Raw genomic sequence first — 21,915 nt, 5'->3', positions numbered from 1 at the left:
CGACATGACAAGGGAACCACGCAGCCGGGCAGGACAATCCAAGCGGCCCGGCCGCGCGGGTCGTGACGTGCCGCCGACGGACAATATCCCGATCATCCACGGCGTCCTGCCGCCGCGCGACGTGCTGCTGCGCTTCATCGCGGAAAACCCCGAACAGGCCTCCAAGCGCGAGATCGCCAAGGCCTTCGGGCTGAAGGGCGAGACGCGCGTGGAGCTGAAGGCGCTGCTCAAATCCTTCGAGGAAGACGGGCTCCTGGAAAAGCGTCGAAAGTCGCTCGTGCGCCCAGGCGCGCTGCCGCCTGTCGCCGTGCTCGACATCACCACGCGCGACGTGGACGGCGAGTTGATCGGCCGCCCGGCGGAATGGCTCGACGATGCGGGCGTGGCGCCCGCCGTGGCGATCCGCCAGTCCACCGTCGGCAGCAAGGGCAAGGCGCCCGTCGCCGGCCTCGGCGACCGCGTGCTCGCCAAGATCTTCCCGGCAAAGGAACGCGGCGGGCCGGCCTATACGGCGCGCATCATCAAGGTGCTCGACAAGCGCAAGAATTCCGGCATGGGCGTGTTCCGCGCCGCGCAAGCGGGCAGCGGCGGGCGCATCATGCCGATCGATCGCCGCGGCGAGGAGATGGAAGTCGACGCCGCGTTCACGGCGGGCGCCAAGGATGGCGACCTCGTGGAGATCGATGTCGTGCGCATGGGCCGCTTCGGCCTGGCGAAGGCGCAGATCAAGAGCGTCGTCGGCTCGGTCGCCTCGGAAAAGGCGATCTCGATGATCGCCATCCACGCCCACGGCATTCCGCATGTCTTTCCCGATGCGGTGATCCGCGAGGCGGAGGCTGCCGGTGCGGCCACCATGTCGCACCGCGAGGACTGGCGCAGCCTCCCCCTCATCACCATCGACCCGCATGACGCCAAGGACCATGACGACGCGGTCTATGCCGAGCCGGATACCTCTCCCGACAATCCGGGCGGCGTGATCGTCACCGTCGCCATCGCCGATGTCAGCTATTATGTGCGACCGAAATCCGCGCTGGACCGTGAAGCGCAGAAGCGCGGCAACTCGGTCTATTTCCCGGATCGCGTCGTGCCGATGCTGCCGGAGCGCATCTCAAACGACCTCTGCTCGCTGAAGGAAGGCGTCGACCGTCCTGCGCTCGCCGTGCGCATGGTCTTCTCGCACGAAGGCCGCAAGGCGAGCCACACCTTCCACCGCATCATGATGAAGAGCGCGGCGAAACTCTCCTACCAGCAGGCGCAGGCGGCCATCGACGGCGCGCCGGACGACAAGACCGGACCGATCCTCGACACCATCCTGAAGCCGCTGTGGGAGGCCTACCGCATCATGACGGTCGGCCGGAACCGTCGCCAGCCGCTCGAACTCGACATGCCAGAGCGAAAAATCCTGCTGAAGCCGGATGGCACGGTGGACCGCGTCCATGTGCCGCCGCGGCTCGATGCGCACAAGCTCATCGAAGAGATGATGATCCAGGCGAATGTCGCGGCCGCCGAGACGCTGGAGAAGAAGAAGCAGGTCCTGATCTACCGCGTGCACGACGCGCCCTCGCTTGCCAAGCAGGAGGTGCTGCGCGAATTCCTGCAAACGCTCGACATCTCGCTCGTCAAGGGCGGCAGCATGCGCTCCAACCATTTCAACGGCGTGCTTGCCAAGGCGCAGGACAAACCGTTCCAGCAGATGGTCAACGAGATGGTGCTGCGCTCGCAGAGCCAGGCGATCTACAGCCCGGAAAACATCGGCCATTTCGGCCTGAACCTGATGAAATACGCCCATTTCACTTCGCCGATCCGCCGCTATGCGGACCTGATCGTGCACCGGGCGCTGGTGGGCTCGCTCGGGCTCGGCGAAGGCGGCATCACGCCGGACGAGGAAGCGGTGCTCGACGACATCGCCGCCGAGATCTCGACCTTCGAGCGGCGCGCCATGGCGGCCGAGCGCGACACGGTCGACCGGCTGATCGCGCACCACCTTGCCGGGCGTATCGGCGAGGAATTCGACGGCCGCGTCTCGGGCGTCACCAAGGCGGGACTATTTGTCACCCTGCCGGAGTATGGCGCCGACGGCTTCGTGCCTATATCTTTGCTGGGACGCGATTACTTTATCTATGACGAGGCCCATCAGGCGCTGTCCGGCGAAAAAACCGGGCTCGGCTACCGCCTCGGGGATATGGTGCGCGTGAGGCTCGCGGAAGCGGTGCCGCTCGCCGGTTCGCTCCGGTTCGACATGTTGAGCGAAGGACGCAAGATGCCGACGGCAGTGCGCTCCTTCCACAAGTCGGGCCGGCGCAAGGGCGGCGAACCGCGGCGCCAGCCGGGCACCCGCCCTCCCCGCGGGAGACGCTAGGCCGGTGAAGACCGCCGGCAGGAAGGACTGAACCATGCAGGCGAACGAGACCAGCAGCACGCTGCAATTCGGCGACACCGCGAGCACCGCACCGGCGGAGCGCCCGCTCGGCCGCGCCATCAAGCGCGGCATGCTGAACCGCTGCCCGGCCTGCGGCACCGGCCGCCTTTTCCGCTCGTTCCTGAAGCCGGTCGACAACTGTGCGGCCTGCGGCGAGGACTATACGCACCAGCGTGCCGACGACCTGCCGCCCTATCTCGTCATCACCATCGTCGGCCATATCGTCGTCGGCGGCTACATGATGACGGACCTCGTCTGGCCGCTCTCCACCTGGCAGCATCTCGCCATCTGGACGCCGATCACCCTCATCCTGGCGCTTCTCATGATGCAGCCCATCAAGGGCGGCACAATCGGCCTGCAATGGGCGCTGAAGATGCACGGCTTCAACGACAAGCCCGCCGAGACGGAGGCCGCTCCAGCCTATGGCGACCGGACGGCATGACATCTGTCCGGCCTGTCGATGCAGCCTCGATCCTGCTTCTCGACCGGTCGGGGGCCGGCGTGCGCGTGCTCGTCGGCCGACGCAGCAGCAAACATGTCTTCATGCCTGACGTCTACGTCTTCCCCGGCGGCCGGCGCGACGCCGGTGATCGCCTGGTCTCCATCGCCAACCCGCTGAACCCGCTCGCCAACGAGCGGCTTGCGCTGAAGGCCGGCACGCGCTGTTCCAATTCGCGGCTGCGCGCGCTCGGCGTCGCGGCGGTCCGCGAGCTCTACGAGGAGGCCGGCATTCCGGTCGGCGCACCGCTCGCCGAGCCTGCGGAAGGCGCGCTTCCCTTCCGGCCGGACCTCTCTCACCTGCGCTTTCTCGCCCGCGCCATCACGCCCGCCGGCATGGTGCGGCGCTTCGACACACGCTTCTTCACGCTCTTTGCCGACGAGGCGAACGTCGATCCGGCCGGCGCCAAGGCCAGCCATGAGCTGGAAGACCTGCGCTGGGTAGATATTTTTGACCACAAGGGCATCGACATGCCCGACATAACCGTATTGATCCTTGAAGAGCTTAAAAAAAGCATTCAGGAAGACAAGTCTCTGCCCTTCGGAAGGCCCGCGCCGCTGTTCTACGCCCAGCGCGGGCGTCACCTACGGGATATTCTTTGAGGATCGATCGCATATGACGCAGCCGCAATCCGGCACCTCCGGCCCGGTGGAGAGCATCCACTGGAGGTCTCTCATTGCAGCCGTCGCCGCCATTTCCGCAGTCGGCATCGCCATAGGCCTTGGCCTGCCGCTGCTCTCCATCATCATGGAGAAGCGCGGCATCTCCTCCACGATGATCGGCATCAACTCCGCCATGGCCGGTGTCGCCGCCATGGCCGCAGCGCCCTTCACCACCCGGCTTGCCCATGCCTGGGGCACGTCGACGACGATGCTACTTGCCATCCTGCTTTCCGCGATCAGCGGCCTCGGCTTCTATTACATCGAGAATTTCTGGCTGTGGTTCCCGTTGCGCCTGGTCTTCCACGGCGCGATCACCACGCTCTTCATCCTCTCGGAATTCTGGATCAACGCCGCAGCCCCGCCCCGCCGGCGCGGCCTGGTGCTCGGCATCTACGCGACCGTGCTGTCGCTTGGCTTCGCCACCGGCCCCCTGCTCTTCTCCATCCTCGGCAGCGACGGCGTGCTTCCGTTTGCGGTCGGCGCCGCGATCATCCTGCTTGCGGCGATCCCGATCTACATCGCGCGTGCCGAAAGCCCGATCATCGACGAGAAGCCGGAACTGCATTTCATGCGCTACGTGCTACTCGTGCCGACGGCGACGGCCGCGGTCTTCATTTTTGGCGCGGTGGAAGTGGGCGGTCTTTCGCTCTTCCCGATCTACGCCACCCGTGCCGGCTTCAGCGAGCCGCAGGCGGCGCTGCTGCTCACCGTCATGGGCATCGGCAACATGGCCTTCCAGATCCCGCTTGGCATGCTCTCCGACCGCATGAAGGACCGCAGGAGCCTCTTGACGATCATGGCCGTCATCGGCCTCGTCGGTGCGCTCTCGCTGCCGCTGGTGTCGCAGAACTGGGTGCTGATGGCCGTGGTGCTGCTGGTGTGGGGCGGCTGCGTCGCCGGCCTCTATACGGTCGGCCTCAGCCATCTCGGCTCGCGACTCGTCGGTGCAGACCTCGCGGCCGCCAATGCCGCCTTCATCTTCTGTTATGCGGTCGGCACGGTGGTGGGTCCGCAGGCGATCGGTGCGGCGATGGACGTCTCCGGCAATGACGGTTTTGCCTGGGCGATCGTGTCCTTCTTCGGCTTTTACCTGGTACTTTCACTGGCCCGGATCGTTTTCCGACCGAAACGGGCTTGACTTTTCGGGCGCGATTTGTAGTTTCCGCCCAGATTTAAGCCGTGGAGCAGACTGGCTGTCCGCGGCTTCGTTTTTCATAAAGGCAGGACGACCATGGCCAAGGCTACCACCATCAAGATCAAGCTGCTGTCGACGGCCGACACCGGTTTCTTCTACGTAACGACGAAGAACAGCCGTACGATGACCGACAAGATGACCAAGACGAAGTACGATCCGGTCGTCAAGAAGCACGTCGAATTCAAGGAAACCAAGATCAAGTAATCTTGGCAACCCTTTCGGTTCGCAAAGGCGCTGGGCGGAAACGTCCGGCGCCTTTCCTTTTGGGCCGGGTCGCTGCAAACTCTTCAGAGATTCGCGAATCAAAAACGCCGCTCCCTTGACGGGAGCGGCGCTGAACGGGGGTCGGCCAGATACGACGACGGCACGAGGATTCCGTTTGTGTCGTAACCAGCCGACCGACCCCACGACCCAGGAGATGCGGCGGACCTAGCATCATGGGGTAACCGGTTGTGCGGGCTTGTTTGCCGCCCATGAGTTGAACATCGCGCGAAAAAGAAAAAAAATCAACGAATTCTTAACGCTCCCCTCGCCGCTCCTTGTCTCATAGTTAACCGCGGCGCCGACGCTTGTCTCATTGGGTTCCAGTTACGTTATGGATCACAACAACGGCGGGTCCACGTTACGTCAACCATAGCGCGAACCACCCACAACCCTGATAAAATGCCGCGAAGCCACACGGGTAGATTGCAGTCAGCACAACCCGTTGATAAGGCTGGCCAAAAATAAATAGTAGGATTTATAGCGAAATTTCGCCGCGGGCATGAGCCGCAAGGGTCCGAAATCCGTCTTCCGGCCGCGTGCGGGAACCGCCCGGACTTCAAGCCAAATAGCCAAAGTGCAATCTGGCCTGTGGACAACCTACCGCCAACAGCCGGCGAACCACCCGAATCAGGCGGCGGCAGCCACGACGCGATTCCGTCCGGAGCGTTTGGCCTCGTAGAGCGCGGCATCGGCGCGTTTCAGCAATGTTTCCGGGCTGTCGCCCGAAGGCAGCGCGGAGGCGAGGCCGAGCGAGGCGGTGATCGGCAGGAAGACATCGGTGCCGGGAATGCGGAAGGGCTCACGCTCGACGATCGTGCGAAGACGCTCCGCCACACCCGCCGCCATGTCGGCCGACGTGTCGGGCATCACGAGAACGAACTCCTCCCCACCGTAACGGCAGGCGAGATCGGCGCCGCGCACGGCGGAACGGACGCGGTTGGCGAATTCGCGCAGCACGGCATCGCCGGCATCGTGGCCGTAGGTATCGTTGACGAGCTTGAAGCGGTCGATATCGGTGATGCAGACCGAAAGCGGGCGGCCGCGCGCCGTAGCGCGGTCGATCAGCAGCTTCATGTGATTGTCGAGGTAGCGGCGGTTGTGCAGACCCGTGAGGCCATCCGTCACGGCCAGCTCGATCGTCTGGCGCACACTGGCGCGCAGGCGGTCGTTGCAGCGCTTGCGGCGGATCTGGGTGAGGCTGCGGGCGATCAGCTCGTTCGGATCGATCGGCCGCATCAGGTAATCCGTCACGCCGAGATCGAGCGCGCGCACGATCAGGTCGTCATGGCCCTGCTCGGCGATCAGCAGCAGCGGCAGGAAGCGCGTGCGCTCCAGCGAGCGAAGCTGCGAGCAGAGCCGCAGCGGATCGTAATCGTCGAAATTGGCGTTGACGATCACCAGCTCATAATTGCTCTCGGCCGCCTGGAAGAGGGCCGCCTGCGGATCGGACGTGCAGGTGACGTCGGCGATCGGTTTCAGCGCACGCGAAATTCGCTCCTGCGAGCTCGCGCGGCTATCGACGAGCAGCACGTCGCCCGCCTCGTCGCCCATGACGTTATCCAGCCCCTCCTCCATGGAGATGGCGCGGGCGGTCGCCGCGCGCATGCGCAGCTCGTCCGTCAGCGTCTTCAGCCGCACCAGGCTCTTCACCCGCGACATGAGCTGGAGGTCGTTGACCGGCTTGGTCAGGAAATCGTCGGCGCCGGCCTTCAGGCCGCGCACGCGGTCCGACGGCTGGTCGAGCGCGGTTACCATGACGACCGGAATATGCGACGTGCGCGGATTGGCCTTCAGCCGCTCGCAGACCTCGAACCCGTCGATGCCGGGCATCATGATGTCGAGCAGGATGAGATCGACCTGGGTCCGCTCGCAGATCGACAGCGCTTCGTAACCATTATCGGCCGTCAGCACGTCGAAATATTCCGCGAGCAGCCGCGCTTCGAGCAGCTTCACGTTGGCCGGAATGTCATCGACGACGAGGATGCGTGCTGTCATGGCCCTGGTCTCTACCTCATGCGTCGCCGAGATAGGTCTTGATGGTTTCGATGAATTTCGGAACGGAGATGGGTTTCGAGACGTAAGCCTCGCATCCGCCCTGCCGGATGCGCTCCTCGTCACCCTTCATCGCGAAGGCGGTGACGGCAATCACGGGGATGACATGCAGCTCGTCGTCCTCCTTCAGCCACTTGGTGACTTCGAGGCCCGAAACCTCCGGAAGCTGGATGTCCATCAGGATCAGGTCCGGGCGGTATTTGCGCGCGAGATCAAGGGCTTCCATGCCATTCCTGGTCTGGATGGTGGTGTAGCCGGACGCCTCGATGAGGTCCCGGAAGAGCTTCATGTTCAGCTCGTTGTCCTCGACAATCATCACTTGCTTGGGCATTGTGCGTCCCTGTTCCTCTCACCGGCCTTGCAACCCTCCGGAAGATCGATAAGTTGCGGCAAAGCCGAAATCACCCAGCCTGACCGCAGCCACGTTAGCGGCACTTGGTTGATTAAAAGGTAAATTTCCCGAGGAAAAACGATGAAAAGCCAAAAAGATACACCCGCGACGGCGGAGGCGGAAGCAACCGCTGTCGCCATCCTCGGCTGGATCGCCGGCGAGCCGGAATTGCTCTCGCGTTTCCTCGCGCTGACTGGCGTCGCGCCCACGGAAGTGCGCAACGCCATCAACGATCCCGGCTTTCTCGCCGGCCTCGTCGACTTCCTGATGGGACACGAGCCGACGCTGCTCGACTTCAGCGCGGCGACGGGCATCACGCCGGAGACGGTCGTGCGCGCCCATGCGATCCTCTCCGGACCATATGGCGAAACCGATTTCTGAGGGAATAAACCGGGTGTGCGACACCGCGCGTCCAGCCTGTGCGTCGTCATGCTTTCAGCCCCGGTTCCTCTTGAGACTCGCCAACTTAAGCATTAATGTCGCGATGTTCAATATTTGTTCCATTCATGAGCACCGCCGCACAGCGTTTTCCGGGCTTCTGTCGTGACTGCCTTTCCGGGCAGCCGGCCGATCTGCGCCGTTGCCGCGCCTGCGGCAGCCCTCGCCTCGTCTATCATGACGAACTTTACGACCTGACGCTCGCCCATATCGACTGCGACGCCTTCTATGCCTCGATCGAGAAACGCGACAATCCGGAACTCGCCGACAAGCCGGTGATCATCGGCGGCGGAAAACGCGGCGTCGTCTCCACGGCCTGCTACGTCGCGCGCATCCATGGCGTGCGCTCGGCCATGCCGATGTTCAAGGCGCTGGAGGCCTGCCCCAACGCCGTCGTCATCAGCCCGAACATGGAGAAATATGTGCGGGTCGGGCGCGAGGTGCGCACCATGATGCAGGAGCTGACGCCGCTCGTGCAGCCGCTCTCCATCGACGAGGCCTTCCTGGAATTGCGCGGCACGGAGCGCCTGCACCACGATCCGCCAGCCCGCGTGCTCGCGCGCTTTGCCGAGCGCGTCGAGAAGGAGATCGGCATCACCATCTCGACCGGCCTCTCCTACTGCAAGTTCCTCGCCAAGGTCGCGTCGGACATGCGCAAGCCGCGCGGCTTTTCCGTCATCGGCGAAGCGGAGGCGCTGGATTTCCTGCGGGACAAGTCCGTTCGCCTGATCTGGGGCGTCGGCAAGGCCTTTGCGGAGACGCTGGAGCGCGACGGCATCCGCACCGTCGGCCAGCTCCAGACCATGGAGAAAACCGACCTGATGCGCCGCTATGGCGTCATGGGCAAGCGTCTCTTCAACCTGTCGCGCGGACAGGACGACCGCGAGGTGCATCCGAACGACGCCGCCAAGAGCGTTTCGGCCGAGACCACCTTCTTCGACGATATTGCGGGTTACGACGAACTGGTCACGCATCTGCGCCGCCTGAGCGAAAAGGTCGCCTCGCGGCTTCGGAAATCCGGCATTGCCGGCTATACGGTCGTGCTCAAACTGAAGACCGCCGACTTCAAGGGCCGCACGCGCAACCGCAAGCTCGAAGACCCGACCATGCTCGCCGACCGGATTTTTCGCACCGGCCTCGACTTGCTGCGCAAGGAAGTGGACGGCACGAAGTACCGGCTGATCGGCATCGGCGTCACCGAGCTTGCCGATCCCGGCCGCGCCGACCCGCCGGATCTCGTCGATCCGGCCGCGAGCCGCCGTGCTGCGGCGGAAGCCGCGATGAACACGCTGCGCGACAAGTTCGGCAAGGCGAGCGTCGAAACCGGCTATACGTTCGGCAAATCCGGCCCCGAACGCTTTCACGAAAAGTTGACCTTCAAATCGGCCGGGAAAACCGACACCCCCACTGAATAAATCCCGAAGAACCAGCGTTCTGCATTGCATCGGGTTGGCACAGATCGGGGGATCGCCAGCTGCATCAAGCCTTCTTTAAACTGGATGCACTAAGCTCCCCTTCGGTTTGTATTGCGTACGGATGGGTTACATGAAGTTTCGCCTCGCTACTGGCATGAGCATATTGGGCCTGATGCTGAGCTGCGCCACGGCGCTCGGCGGAACGCTCGAGGGTCCCCTTCAGATCATGGTGTCGAAGGACCTGCAGGAACTGAAGATCTATGATGGCGGCGTCATCGTCGCCACATCGCGCGTCTCCACCGGCAAGGCCGGTCATTCGACTCCGACCGGCATCTTCTCCATCCTGGAAAAGAAGCGCACGCACTTCTCCAACCTCTATGACAGCGCGCCGATGCCCTTCATGCAGCGGCTGACCTGGTCGGGCATCGCGCTGCACGCCTCCAACAGCGTGCCCTCCTACCCCGCCTCGCATGGCTGCGTGCGCCTGCCGAACGATTTTGCCAAGACGCTGTTCAGCGTCACGCGGCGCGGCGGCCATGTGCTGATCACCGACCGCGAGATTGCCCCGCAGCGCATCGTGCATGCCGCGCTGTTCAAGCCCGTCGTCGTCGTGCCGGATACGCCGCTCCTGTCGGAAGCGGGCCTGCGCCCGTCGCTCATCGAGGCCGGCGACAAGAGCGTCGAGGTGGCGATGACCGATCCGAAGCCGGAGATCGTCACGCCCATCGTGCAGAAGACCGAACAGGACCCGATCCGCATTCTCGTCACGCGGCGCGGCGAGCGTGAAATGCTGGTGGACCTCCAGCGGCTCCTGACCTCGCTCGGCTATGACGCCGGCATTCCGGACGGCCTGCATGGCAAGCAGACGGTCACCGCCATCCGCGCCTTCCAGCTCGCCGAGGGCCTGACGGAAGACGGCGTGATCTCGCCGGAGCTGGTCGCTGCCGTCTACGCCAAGGCCGGCAAGGGTACGCCGCCGAACGGCCAGATCCTTGTGCGCCAGAAATTCAAGCCGCTGATCGAGGAGCCGATCACCATCCGCAACCCGGAAATCGCGCTCGGCACCCATTTCCTCATCGCCCGCGAAGTCGATGCCGACAAGGGCAAGGCCGAATGGTACGGCGTGAGCATGGACAACCAGCTGCCGCAGGGCACGCTGAAACGCCTCGGCATCACCACCGAGGCCGACGCTTCCGCCCCTGACGCGCTGACGAAAACCCTCGACCGCCTCGACATTCCGGAAGACATGCGCAACCGCATTTCCGGCCTGATGGGCGAAGGCGCCTCGCTGTCGATCTCCGACACGGGCCTTGGCCCCGAAACCGGCGACGGCACGGACTTCATCACGGTCACCCGCAAGGTGCAGAAGGCGGACGCCTCGATCGTGCAGGGCGGCAAGAAGAAGAAAAAGAAGAAGGTCTCGTCGGTCACGGTCGTCAATTAACCCGCGACCTCTGGCGCAGCATAGGGCCACCGGGAACCGGTGGCTCTTTTCGGGCGATCATTCGCCGAGGCGCTGCAACAGTTCCTCGTAATCGCCTTCGGCCGTCGCCAGCCACGCTGTGTCACCAGCAGCGCGCAGACGCTCGATCCTGCTTTGCATGAAGGATTTCGCGTCGTCCATCCGGCCGAGCTCGTAGGCGAGCACGCCGCGCTGGAACAGCATATCCTGTATGGTTTCGAGGTCGTCCTCGGCCTCCGCGATCTCCAGGACACGGACGAGATAGGGCTCCGCCTCCTGCTTGCGGCCCATGGCATGCAGATTTTGCGCGAGGTTGGTGAGCACGGTTTTCAGCTTCGGATGGCTCTTGCCGAAAAGCCGCTCGCCGCGCGACAGCACATCCTGGTTGAGCGCCAGCGCTTCCTCGTAGCGCTTGGCCTCGTGCAATTGGAAGGCCTGCTTCTCGCGCACGCCGGCGCGCTGGTCGTCGCTATATCCCGAGTAGACGTCGGCAAGCAGCGCGGCCTTGCCATATTGCTCGGCGGAAAGCGCGTGGCTGGCGCTGTTGCCGGGAATTGTCGCATAGGCGCCCAGCAGTTCCGCATGAACATAGCGGTCCATCAGCCGTCGGCCGAGCGGACGATCGTCACCCTCGCTCAAGGTCTCCAGCTCCTCCAAGGCCGCAATGCCGTCTTCATAGCCGAGAAGCGCCGAGCGTACCGTGACGCGGCCCATCATCGAGAGAATTTCCCGCCGCTCATCGAGAAGCTCCCGCTTTTCACCGACATAGCTGCGGAGCACCTTCAGTTCTGCCATGGCATCCGTGCCGCTGAACTGGACCTCTTCATCGTCGAGCCGGCTGCTCATCAGAGCAACCCGTTTGCGCAGCTGGGCATCATCGCTCGGTGCGCCCAGCGCCTCGATGGTGACGGTGGTGCGATCGGCCATGGCGATGGACGGGAGGCCGGCGACGGCGAACAGGCAGCACAAGACAGCAGTTCGTAATCGCATCCGTTTCCCCGGCTCCCTGTTCATCGGCAACAGATCAGGAATTTGTGGCCCGGACCCCGAAGGTCAAGGGTGGGCCTGCCGCTTCCACGCCCTTAAACAAAAATTCCACAAACGTCGTCAGGCTGGCCGGGCCAAGAGGCCCGTCGCAAGAGCCTTGAACGCTTCGACAGCTTTGGGAAGCACCTCTTTCGGTTCATCGCTCGCCGCAATCCAAAGCGCAGCGTTGAACGCCATGCTGCTGAGGAGACGGGCGGCGGCCTCGCCATTCACGGGCTTGAGCATTCCCTCCCCGATCAGCTTTTCCACTTTCGCCTGCGTGACTTGCAGGCATTCGCTCTGGCTCGGCCATTGCGAGGGGTCTCCCAGCACGGCAGGCCCGTCGAGCAGCACGATGCGCTGCACCTCGGGATCGAGCGCCATCTCGATATAGGCCGCGCCTTCGGCCAAGAGGCCACCCCAATCGTCTCCCGTGCGCTCCCCGATTTCCTTGGCGCGCGTCGCCATGTCGGAATCGATCTGATGGACGACTGCGGCGAGAAGCCCGCGCTTGTCGCCAAAAATATTGTAGAGCGCGCCCCGCGTCAGCCCGACATCGGCGGTCAATTCGTCCATGGAGGCGGCGGAATAGCCCTTCTTGCCGAAGGCACGGCGCGCGGCGCCGATCAGCTTGACGCGGTTTTCCTCCATCATCTCGATGCGCCGATTCACGATTTCATCCTTATTTTTGATATACGGCCCGTATATGAATTTGACATCTGCGCCATGCGCGCCCAATTTCATATACGCAACGTATACGAAATTACAGCGGCTGTGAAGCGATGCTGCTCCGTCAGCCGCCCCTACAAACAGAAAGAGAGACCGAAATGACCCAACGCGAAGCAATTTATCCGGCTGGCCGGCACGCCCTCTATGACGAACACGAATATTCGGCGGCCATCAAATCCGGCGATCTCCTGTTCGTTTCCGGACAGGTCGGCAGCCGTGCAGACGGCACGCCCGAACCCGATTTCGCACAGCAGGTGCGCCTCGCCTTCGAAAACCTCAAGGCCACGCTGGCGGCAGCGGGCGCCACGCTCGACGATATCGTCGACGTGACATCGTTCCACACGGATCCCGAAAAGCAGTTCGACACGATCCTGGCCATCAAGCACGAGGTCTTCAACACGAAGCCCTACCCGAACTGGACCGCCATCGGCGTCAACTGGCTCGCCGGTTTCGACTTCGAGATCAAGGTCATCGCCCGCATCCCGGCGGCGAAATAACTAGACCAGCTCCACATCCAGCACGCCCGGTGCGGAGCGCATGGCGGCAGCGATTTCGGGGGAGATGCGGAAACGCTCGTTGAGCTCGACCTCGATTTCGCGCTGGCCATTGTCCTTGATGACGATGAACGAGACCAGGCCGTCGCCCTTGGTGTTCAAGTGGGCGGCGATGGAGCGCAGCGGGCCGGAATCGCGCACATAGACGCGAAGCGCCTTCTGGGTCTGGAGCGATTCTTCCTCCAGCGAGCGCAGCGTCTGGATGCGCAGGCCGATGCCTTCCGGCCGCTCCTCCGCCTGCACGGTCATCACCAGCGATTTGCCGGCCTCCAGCAGGTCGCGGTACTGGTTCAGCATTTCCGAAAACAGCACCGCCTCGAACTGGCCGGACGAATCGGAGAAGGCGACGATGCCCATCTTGTTGCCGGTGCGGGTCTTGCGCTCCTGCTTGGAGGTCACCGTGCCGGCAAGGCGGCCGGCGGTGGCGCCGCGTTTCACGGCGATGGCGAAGTCGGCAAAGGTCTGCACCCGCATCTTGGACAAGATCGGCGCATAGGTGTCGAGCGGATGGGCCGACAGGAAGAAGCCGAGCACCTGGAACTCGCGGTGCAGCTTTTCGGAGGCAAGCCATGGCGTGTAGGACGGCAGCGTGATCACCTCCGGCCCGGTCGCAGCCCCCATGCCGAAGATGTCGCCTTGCCCGCTGTTCTTGTCTTCCTGCGCGCGCTGCGCATAGCCGAGCATGCGGTCGAGGCCGGCAACCATGGCGGCGCGGTCATGGCCGAAACAATCGAAGGCGCCGGCGACGATCAGGCTTTCGAAGACGCGGCGGTTGACGAATTTCGGGTCGATGCGCAGGCAGAAGTCTTCCAGGCTCTTGAACGGCGTATCGCCGCGCACCTGCACGATGTGCTGCACGGCCGCCTCGCCCACGCCCTTGATGGCGGCGAGCGCGTAGTAGATGCGGTTTTCGCCGGTCTCGAAATGGGCAAACGACGTCTGCACGGAAGGCGGGATGACCGCGATGGCGAGACGCCCGGCATCCTGGCGGAAATCGTTCAGCTTGTCCGTGTTGGACATATCGTAGGTCATCGACGCGGCCAGGAATTCGACCGGGTAATGCGCCTTCAGATAGGCTGTCTGGTAGGAAACGATGGCATAGGCGGCGGCATGCGACTTGTTGAAGCCGTAGTTGGCGAACTTGGCCAAGAGGTCGAAGATCAGGTCGGACTGCGGCTTCGACACGCCGTTCTTCACGGCGCCGTCGACGAAGCGGGCGCGCTGCTTGTCCATCTCCTCCTTGATCTTCTTGCCCATGGCGCGGCGCAGAAGATCGGCTTCGCCGAGCGAATAGCCGGACAGGACCTGGGCGATCTGCATCACCTGTTCCTGGTAGACGATAACGCCCTGCGTCTCTTTCAGCAGATGGTCGATCATCGGATGGATCGACTCGATCTCCTCCTCGCCGTGTTTGCGGGCGTTGTAGACCGGGATATTCTCCATCGGGCCCGGGCGGTAGAGCGCCACGAGCGCGATAATGTCCTCGATGCAGTCGGGCCGCATGCCGATCAGCGCCTTGCGCATGCCGGCACTTTCCACCTGGAACACGCCGACCGTCTCGCCGCGCGACAGCATCTCGTAGGTCGGCTGGTCGTCGAGCGGCAGGCTTTCGAGCTTCACCTCGACATCGAGCTTGCGGATAAAATCGACCGCCGTCTTCAGGACGGTCAGCGTCTTCAGGCCGAGGAAGTCGAACTTGACGAGGCCGGCCTGTTCCACCCATTTCATGTTGAACTGGGTGACCGGCATGTCGGAGCGCGGATCGCGGTACATCGGCACGAGCTGCGAGAGCGGCCGGTCACCGATGACGATGCCGGCGGCGTGCGTCGAGGCGTGGCGGTAGAGGCCCTCGATCTTCTGGGCGATATCGAGCAGGCGCGCGACGACGGGCTCCTTCTCCGCCTCCTCCTGCAGCTTCGGCTCCTCCTCGATCGCCTTGGAGAGCGGCGTAGGATTGGCCGGATTGTTCGGCACGAGCTTGCAGATCTTGTCGACCTGGCCGTAGGGCATTTCCAGCACGCGGCCGACGTCGCGCAGCGCCGCACGCGCCTGCAGCGAACCGAAAGTGATGATCTGCGCCACCTGCTCGCGGCCGTATTTCTGCTGCACGTAGCGGATCACCTCTTCGCGGCGGTCCTGGCAGAAGTCGATGTCGAAGTCGGGCATCGAGACGCGTTCCGGGTTGAGGAAGCGTTCGAAGAGCAGCGAGAAGCGCAGCGGATCGACGTCGGTGATCGTCAGCGCATAGGCGACGAGCGAACCAGCACCCGAGCCGCGGCCGGGTCCGACGGGAATATTCTGCTGCTTGGCCCATTTGATGAAGTCGGCAACGATGAGGAAATAGCCGGGAAACTTCATGCGTTCGATGACGCTGAGCTCGAAATCCAGCCGTTCGCGATAATCCTGCTCGGTATAACCGGGCGTCAGGCCGAGCAGTTCCATGCGGCTTTCGAGACCCTCCACGGACTGGCGGCGCAGTTCCGCCGATTCGGCGCGGTCCGCCTCTTCCGGATCGTCCGTCGCGCCCGTGAAGCGCGGCAGGATGGGGCTGCACGTCTTCAGCACGAAGGAGCAGCGCCGGGCGATCTCGACCGTGTTCTCCAAAGCCTCCGGCAGGTCGGCAAAGAGCTTTGCCATCTCCTTGCGGCTCTTCAGATAATGGTCGGGCGACAAGCGGAAACGGTTGTCGTCCGAGACCATGGCATTGTGCGCCACCGCCATCAGCGCATCATGCGCGTCATAGTCATCGGGCGCCGGGAAGAACGGCTCGTTGGTGGCGACCAGCGGCACATCTTCCGCATAGGCAAGCTCGACCATGCGGCGCTCGTGCTGCTTGTCGTAGCGCCCGTGACGCTGCAGCTCGATATAGAGCCGGTCGCCGAAGACGCGCTTCAGCGCATGAAGACGCGCGCGCGCCACCGCCGGCTGGCCGGCGAGAATGGCCATGTCCACCGGCCCGCCATGGGCGCCGGTCAGCGCGATCAGCCCGTCCATGCCCGCTTCCAGCCAGCTATAGGCGATGCGGATCGACTGGTTGCCCTCGCCGCCGAGATAGGCGCGGCTGACGATCTCGACGAGACGCGCATAACCGGCATCGGTGGCGGCAAGCAGCACGATCGACGGCAACTTCACGAGCTGCGCCTGCCCGCCGCGCCGCTCGCCGTCGCCCTCGTCTTCCATGTCGATCGACAGCTGGCAGCCGATCAGCGGCTGGATGCCGTCGCCGATCGCCTTCTGCGAAAATTCCAGCGCGGCGAACAGGTTGTTCGTGTCGGTGATGGCGATCGCCGGCTGCTGATCGGACGTCGCCTTGCCAATGATCTTCTTGATCGGCAAGGCGCCTTCGAGCAGCGAAAAGGCTGAATGCACGCGCAGATGCACGAATTGCGGCGTCTCCGCTGCCGCGCCGCCATCCATCTTCCGAGCTTCGTCCGCCATGCGCATCTTCCTTCCGGTCAAGGCAGGAAGCTTAAGCGGATTCGCACCCGTCTCGTCCAGAAGGTTATTGCCGTTACACCCGATTTCCACGCGCGAGCACGCGTGGGCGAGAGACGATCGGCTTCAAAGAATGAAATGCGGCCGTCAGATTCCGAAGAGGATGACGGAGAAGGTGGCGACGAACATGGCCATGGAGGTGAATGCAGCAAGATCACGAAGAAAATCGGTCATGTGGCTCCCTTTCCTTTTATGTTGTCACTTTGTTCTATTCTTGTTCTCATGTCAACAGCTTTCCACAGGCCCTCTGGACCGGCGTTCGAAGGCGCAATATGGTCGCCTCGCTCACATGGAGGAAAAGAGATGAAGTCGTTGATTGCCGCCCTTCTGCTTTCGGCCAGCCTGGCTGCCCCTGCCGCCGCCGCGGATTTCCCCGCCGAGCGCATCATGGCCATGGCGAGCGGCGACTGGAACAAGGACGGCACGCCGGATCTCGCCCTGGTGGCAACGCCGGGCGACGACAGCGGAGACGACAACGGGCTCTACATCTACGTCGCCAAGCCGGAGGAAAACCGGCTGACGCTGGCGCTCGCCCTGCCGAGAACGGTCTGGGGCAACCTGACCATGTTCGGCCAGGAGCCGGAGCTGGCGGCGCTCGCCAACGGCTCCTTCACGCTCACGACGAAAAACGACTCGATCGGCCGCGACCGCTGGCGCCAGACGCTGACGATCGCACACCGCAATTTCGATTTCATCGTCGCGGGCTACACCTATTCGTCCTACGACACGCTCGACACGGACGCCGTCAGCGATTGCGACCTCAACGTCTTGACCGGCAAGGGCAAGGCGCTCGGCCAGCCGATCACCGGCAAGGCGCAATTCGTGCTGCTGAAGGACTGGAACGACGAGATCGCCCGCTCGATCTGCGGGCTGGACAATTAATCAGCGCGAGGCGTGACTCAGGCGAGCTCGCGCACGAGGCCGTCCTCGATCGTCACGCGGCGATCCATCAGGCCGGCGAGCTCGTGGTTGTGCGTGGCGATGAGCGCCGCAAGGCCGGACTGGCGGGCGAGCGCTTCCAGCGCCTCGAAGACGTAGCCGGCGGTTTCCGGGTCGAGGTTGCCGGTCGGTTCGTCGGCCAGCAGCAGCAGCGGCGCATTGGCGACGGCACGCGCGATGGCGACGCGCTGCTGCTCGCCGCCGGAGAGTTCCGACGGGCGGTGCTCGGCGCGATGGCCGATGCGCATATAGTCGAGCAGCTGGGCGGCGCGTTCGCGCGCCTCCGCCTTGGTGAGGCCGCCGATGAGCTGCGGCATCATGATGTTTTCCAGCGCGCTGAATTCCGGCAGCAGATGGTGGAACTGGTAAACGAAGCCGATCTCGTTGCGGCGGATCGTCGTGCGCTCCTCGTCGGCAAGCTCGGCGCAGGAATGGCCGTTGACGAAGACCTCGCCGACATCCGGCTTTTCGAGCAGGCCGGCAATGTGCAAAAGGGTCGACTTGCCGGTGCCGGAGGGCGCCACGAGTGCGACGGTCTCGCCGCTCTTCAGCGTAAAATCGGCGCCCTTGAGAATCGTCAGCAGGGTCTCGCCCTGGCCGTAGTGCCGTTCGATGCCCCTGAGTTCCAGTGCGTTGCGCGCGTTCATGGCGTTCTGTTCCTATTCGTACCGCAGGGCCTGGACGGGATCGAGCTTGGAGGCGCGCCAGGCGGGGAAGATGGTCGCGAGGAACGAAAGCGCCAGCGCCATGACGATGACCGTGACCGTCTCGCCGGCATTCATGTCGGCCGGAAGCTGGCTCAGGAAGTAGAGTTCCGGGTTGAACAGCGTCGTGCCTGAAATCCACGAGAAGAACTGGCGGATCGACTCGACGTTCAAACAGACGACGACGCCGAGCGCGACGCCGGCGAAGGTGCCGACCGTGCCGATCGCAGCCCCCGTCATGAAGAAGATGCGCATGATGGCGCCCGACGTGGCGCCCATGGTGCGCAGGATCGCGATGTCGCTGCCCTTGTCTTTCACCAGCATGATGAGGCCGGAGATGATGTTGAGCGCGGCGACGAGCACGATCAGCGTCAGGATCATGAACATGACGTTGCGCTCGACCTGAAGCGCCGAGAAGAAGGTGCGGTTGCGCTGGCGCCAGTCGGTTATGTAGATCTGCCGCCCGGCCGCCGCCTCGATCGGCTGGCGCAGCTCATCGACCGCGTCGGGATTGGTGACGAAAAGCTCGATCGACTGCACGATGCCTTCGGCGTTGAAGTAGAGCTGTGCCTCTTCGAGCGGCATGTAGATGATCGAGGCATCATATTCCGACATGCCGATCTCGAAGATCGCCGAGACCGTGTAGGTCTTGACGCGCGGGTTGACGCCGAGCGGCGTCACGTCGCCTTCGGGCGCCACGAGCGTGATCTGGCCGCCGGCGCTCAAGCCGAGTTGTTCGGCCATGCGCGAGCCGATCGCCACGCCGCTGCCGGAGGCGAAGCCGACGAGGTCGCCTTCCTTGAAATTGTCCGAGACGGCCTTCATCTTCGCCAGATCATCGGCGCGGATGCCGCGCACCAGCGCGCCCGTGCCGGCCCCGGCCGTGCCGGAAGCCAGCGTCTGGCCCTCGACAAGCGGGATCGCCATCGTGACGCCCGCGACGGCGGAAAGGCGATCGGCGAGCGCTGCATAGTCGTTCAGCGGCGTGTCGATCGGCTGGATGATCATGTGGCCGTTGATGCCGAGGATGCGCGAGATCAGCTCCGTGCGAAAGCCGTTCATCACGGCCATGACGATGATGAGCGTGGCGACGCCCAGCATGATGCCGATGAAGGAGAAGCCGGCGATGACCGAGATGAAGGCTTCCTTGCGCCGGGAGCGCAGGTAGCGCCAGGCGACCATCCGCTCGAAAGCGGAGAACGGGCGGTTTTTCTTGTAGGCTTGAGCCCCGGTTGCAGATGCACCGCTCGCTGCGTCAGCCATGGTCCCTCCCGTTGCCCCGGCGCCGGCACGCCGCATCAATTACCGGACGTCAGGCGGTTGATCGCCGCCTCGATGGTCAGCGTCTCGCGCGCACCGGTCTTGCGGTCCTTGATCTCGACTTCGCCGTTGGCGACGCCGCGCGGGCCGGCAATGACCTGCACCGGCGCACCGATGAGGTCGGCCGTCGCGAACTTGGCGCCTGCCCGCTCGTCCTTGTCGTCATAAAGCACGTCGATGCCGGCCTTCAGCAGTTCGGCGTAGATCTTTTCGCAGGCCGCGTCGCAGGCGTCGTCGCCGGACTTCATGTTGATGACGATCGCCTCGAAGGGGGCGACGGCTTTCGGCCAGATGATGCCGTTCTCGTCATGGGACGCTTCGATGATTGCCGGAACGAGGCGCGTCGGGCCGATGCCGTAGGAGCCCATGTGCACGATGTGCTCCTTGCCGTCCGGGCCCTGCACCTTGGCGCCCATGGCTTCGGAATATTTCGTGCCGAAATAGAAGATGTGGCCGACCTCGATGCCGCGGGCGGACAGGCGCTCGCCTTCAGCGATCGCATCAAAGGCGGGGGCATCGTGCATTTCCGACGTCGCGGCGTAGCGCGAGGTCCACTTGTCGAAGATCGCCTTCAGGCCTGCGACGTCCTCGAAGTTGGTGTTTTCGGCCGGAACGTCGAAGTTCAGGAAGTCCTTGTGGCAGAAGACTTCCGATTCGCCCGTATCGGCGAGGATGATGAATTCGTGGCTGAGATCGCCGCCGATCGGGCCGGTATCGGCACGCATCGGAATGGCGCGCAGACCCATGCGCGAGAAGGTGCGCAGATAGGCCGCGAACATGCGGTTATAGGCGTGCACCGCGCCTTCGCGGTTGAGATCGAAGGAATAGGCGTCCTTCATCAGAAACTCGCGCGAGCGCATGGTGCCGAAGCGCGGACGGATCTCGTCGCGGAACTTCAGCTGGATATGATAGAGGTTGAGCGGCAGGTCCTTGTAGGACTTCACATAGGACCGGAAGACGTCGGTGATCATCTCCTCGTTCGTCGGGCCGTAGAGCATCGGCCGCTCCTGGCGGTCCTTGATGCGCAGCATCTCCTTGCCATAGGCGTCGTAGCGGCCGCTTTCCTGCCAGAGTTCGGCGGATTGCAGCGTCGGCATCAAAAGCTCGATGGCGCCGGCGCGGTTCTGCTCCTCACGGATGATGGCGTTGACCTTGTCGAGGACACGCTTGCCCAGCGGCAGCCAGGTATAGATGCCCTGGGACTGTTGCTTGACCATGCCCGCACGTAGCATCAGCCGGTGCGAGACGATCTCGGCCTCCTTGGGGTTTTCCTTGAGGATGGGCAGGAAGAAGCGGGAAAGGCGCATATCGGGTTCCGGACTGACTGATCCGCCCTATTCGGGGAATCGGGCAAAATGACGTTGATTTTGATGCGTTCATAAACGCTTCGCCGGAGGAAGGGAACCCGGCAGGCCCAGCCCGTGCATCGAGTCGGCGCACTGTCCACCGTCACCGACGGATGCGACAAATGTGGCGGAAAAATGGGGGCGCCAATAACAGAAATTGCGTGCAGGTTGTCAATGGAAAAATTTTATTCCAGTGTAGCAAAAATGCAAAAAAAGCGGATGACAACGCCTAAGCTTTGGGCTAGTTTCAGGCCACAAAACAGGCAAGAAGTACAAATTCTTGCCATTTCGCGGTCAAGTCTTGGGAGGATCAGATCTTTGGCGCGCGTAGACGCTGCCACCGCACAACGGATAAAGATCACGCGATACCTGTAAAACAAGGCTTTCAGCCTTGTTTTTTTTTGCCTTTTGCCAAGACGGCCCCTCCCTTGATAAGCCCGCCTGCCGGGTCCATGCGTCAAAGCCGCACACGTCCCCGCTCCTGCGACACTCCGCCTCACGCTGGGTAAAGCCAGCCGTGCCACGATGCGCCTTGCGGGGTGCTTATGCGCCGTTTTTTCGGGGTTTTTGCCGGTCATTATGACAGGGGGCAAAGAAAGACTTTTCCAGTGCTCACCGGAGGGGCTGGAAAATCATGCTTCCGGCCGTTGTGACACCGTTAACCTTTGTGGCGGGCGCCTATTTAAAATCCGGCATGAATTGCGGGATGGAGTCGATGCCGTAGCCCAGCCGCACCGACAGCACGTACCAACAGCCGTAGACCACGGCGGAAACGATCGTCGTGATCAGCATCACGCGGCCGCCCCGAAAACGCGCAGGCGCGCTTTCCACCGTGCCGGGCACCACCTCCTCGGCTTCGGCCTGCGTCTTCAGCCCGAAGGGCAGCACGGCAAAGAGCGTCATCCACCAGACGATGAAATAGACGGCGAAGTAGGAAAACCACTGCATGGATGAGACCCTCGTGCGACAGCCGGTCTTTTACGCCGGTCGCAGGTGAAGTTCAAA

General features: G+C 63.3%; 19 protein-coding genes. 10 read left to right on the top strand and 9 right to left on the bottom strand.

Annotated elements, in window-relative coordinates:
- The first annotated feature begins 4 nt into the window (after positions 1–4).
- From rnr to rpmG, 5 genes are all read left to right on the top strand, one after another.
- Positions 5–2,359: a ribonuclease R gene (gene rnr / locus GB927_RS20305; RefSeq protein WP_256119026.1), complete on the top strand. Its 2,355-nt coding sequence runs from the start codon at positions 5–7 to the stop codon at positions 2,357–2,359.
- Positions 2,360–2,393: 34 nt separating this feature from the next.
- Positions 2,394–2,861 carry a DUF983 domain-containing protein gene (locus tag GB927_RS20300; RefSeq protein WP_256119025.1) on the top strand — a complete coding sequence of 156 codons (468 nt, stop codon included), beginning with the start codon at positions 2,394–2,396 and terminating at the stop codon, positions 2,859–2,861.
- Positions 2,858–3,520, top strand: coding sequence for an NUDIX hydrolase (locus GB927_RS20295; protein ID WP_256119024.1), 663 nt, complete (start codon positions 2,858–2,860; stop codon positions 3,518–3,520). Before GB927_RS20300 ends, GB927_RS20295 begins: the two co-directional genes overlap by 4 nt.
- A 13-nt stretch (positions 3,521–3,533) precedes the next feature.
- Entirely contained in the window at positions 3,534–4,718 is a 1,185-nt protein-coding gene (locus tag GB927_RS20290) for an MFS transporter (protein ID WP_256119023.1), read from the top strand.
- 93 nt (positions 4,719–4,811) lie between these two features.
- Positions 4,812–4,979: a 50S ribosomal protein L33 gene (rpmG, locus tag GB927_RS20285; protein ID WP_023512792.1), complete on the top strand. Its 168-nt coding sequence runs from the start codon at positions 4,812–4,814 to the stop codon at positions 4,977–4,979.
- A gap of 687 nt (positions 4,980–5,666) precedes the next feature.
- Here rpmG and GB927_RS20280 read toward each other — a convergent pair.
- Both GB927_RS20280 and GB927_RS20275 read right to left on the bottom strand, forming a co-directional pair.
- Entirely contained in the window at positions 5,667–7,034 is a 1,368-nt protein-coding gene (locus GB927_RS20280) for a PleD family two-component system response regulator (RefSeq protein WP_256119022.1), read from the bottom strand.
- A gap of 16 nt (positions 7,035–7,050) precedes the next feature.
- Positions 7,051–7,422, bottom strand: coding sequence for a response regulator (locus GB927_RS20275; protein ID WP_010065708.1), 372 nt, complete (start codon positions 7,420–7,422; stop codon positions 7,051–7,053).
- 141 nt (positions 7,423–7,563) lie between these two features.
- Between GB927_RS20275 and GB927_RS20270 the strand changes: the two genes are divergently transcribed.
- The 3 genes from GB927_RS20270 (at position 7,564) to GB927_RS20260 (ending at position 10,779) form a co-directional block, all read left to right on the top strand.
- Positions 7,564–7,863: a DUF3572 domain-containing protein gene (locus tag GB927_RS20270; protein WP_256119021.1), complete on the top strand. Its 300-nt coding sequence runs from the start codon at positions 7,564–7,566 to the stop codon at positions 7,861–7,863.
- Positions 7,864–7,988: 125 nt separating this feature from the next.
- Complete coding sequence (locus GB927_RS20265) at positions 7,989–9,335, top strand: DNA polymerase IV (RefSeq protein ID WP_256119020.1); 1,347 nt, start codon at positions 7,989–7,991, stop codon at positions 9,333–9,335.
- Between the two features lie 130 nt (positions 9,336–9,465).
- Positions 9,466–10,779: a L,D-transpeptidase family protein gene (locus tag GB927_RS20260; RefSeq protein ID WP_256119019.1), complete on the top strand. Its 1,314-nt coding sequence runs from the start codon at positions 9,466–9,468 to the stop codon at positions 10,777–10,779.
- 57 nt (positions 10,780–10,836) lie between these two features.
- Here the strand turns inward: GB927_RS20260 and GB927_RS20255 are convergent, their stop codons facing one another.
- Together GB927_RS20255 and GB927_RS20250 are read right to left on the bottom strand one after the other, a co-directional pair.
- The gene (locus tag GB927_RS20255; RefSeq protein ID WP_256119018.1) at positions 10,837–11,787 is read right to left on the bottom strand and encodes a tetratricopeptide repeat protein; all 951 of its coding nucleotides are present in this window, start codon (positions 11,785–11,787) and stop codon (positions 10,837–10,839) included.
- Between the two features lie 117 nt (positions 11,788–11,904).
- Entirely contained in the window at positions 11,905–12,498 is a 594-nt protein-coding gene (locus GB927_RS20250) for a TetR/AcrR family transcriptional regulator (RefSeq protein ID WP_500809273.1), read from the bottom strand.
- A gap of 152 nt (positions 12,499–12,650) precedes the next feature.
- Here GB927_RS20250 and GB927_RS20245 point away from each other — a divergent pair, with 152 nt between their 5' ends.
- Positions 12,651–13,049: a RidA family protein gene (locus GB927_RS20245; RefSeq protein ID WP_256119017.1), complete on the top strand. Its 399-nt coding sequence runs from the start codon at positions 12,651–12,653 to the stop codon at positions 13,047–13,049.
- On the opposite strand, the gene dnaE is transcribed toward GB927_RS20245, so the two are convergent.
- Positions 13,050–16,544 carry a DNA polymerase III subunit alpha gene (gene dnaE, locus GB927_RS20240; protein WP_256119016.1) on the bottom strand — a complete coding sequence of 1,165 codons (3,495 nt, stop codon included), beginning with the start codon at positions 16,542–16,544 and terminating at the stop codon, positions 13,050–13,052.
- Between the two features lie 360 nt (positions 16,545–16,904).
- Between dnaE and GB927_RS20235 the strand changes: the two genes are divergently transcribed.
- A complete protein-coding gene (locus tag GB927_RS20235) occupies positions 16,905–17,483 on the top strand; it encodes a hypothetical protein (RefSeq protein ID WP_256119015.1) in 579 nt (192 codons plus the stop codon).
- 17 nt (positions 17,484–17,500) lie between these two features.
- Here the strand turns inward: GB927_RS20235 and GB927_RS20230 are convergent, their stop codons facing one another.
- The 4 genes from GB927_RS20230 to GB927_RS20215 all read right to left on the bottom strand — a co-directional run bounded on the left by GB927_RS20230 (position 17,501) and on the right by GB927_RS20215 (position 21,858).
- Positions 17,501–18,187 (bottom strand): ABC transporter ATP-binding protein, encoded by a 687-nt coding sequence (locus GB927_RS20230; RefSeq protein ID WP_256119014.1) that lies wholly within the window; start codon positions 18,185–18,187, stop codon positions 17,501–17,503.
- Between the two features lie 12 nt (positions 18,188–18,199).
- Complete coding sequence (locus GB927_RS20225) at positions 18,200–19,507, bottom strand: lipoprotein-releasing ABC transporter permease subunit (protein ID WP_256119013.1); 1,308 nt, start codon at positions 19,505–19,507, stop codon at positions 18,200–18,202.
- Positions 19,508–19,542: 35 nt separating this feature from the next.
- Positions 19,543–20,871, bottom strand: coding sequence for a proline--tRNA ligase (gene proS / locus GB927_RS20220; RefSeq protein ID WP_256119012.1), 1,329 nt, complete (start codon positions 20,869–20,871; stop codon positions 19,543–19,545).
- 717 nt (positions 20,872–21,588) lie between these two features.
- A complete protein-coding gene (locus GB927_RS20215; protein WP_256119010.1) occupies positions 21,589–21,858 on the bottom strand; it encodes a DUF1467 family protein in 270 nt (89 codons plus the stop codon).
- Positions 21,859–21,915 lie beyond the last annotated feature (57 nt).

The sequence above is a fragment of the Shinella lacus genome (genome assembly GCF_010994755.1).
GTDB lineage: Bacteria > Pseudomonadota > Alphaproteobacteria > Rhizobiales > Rhizobiaceae > Shinella > Shinella lacus.
This window is presented reverse-complemented; position numbering and strand designations above follow the sequence as displayed.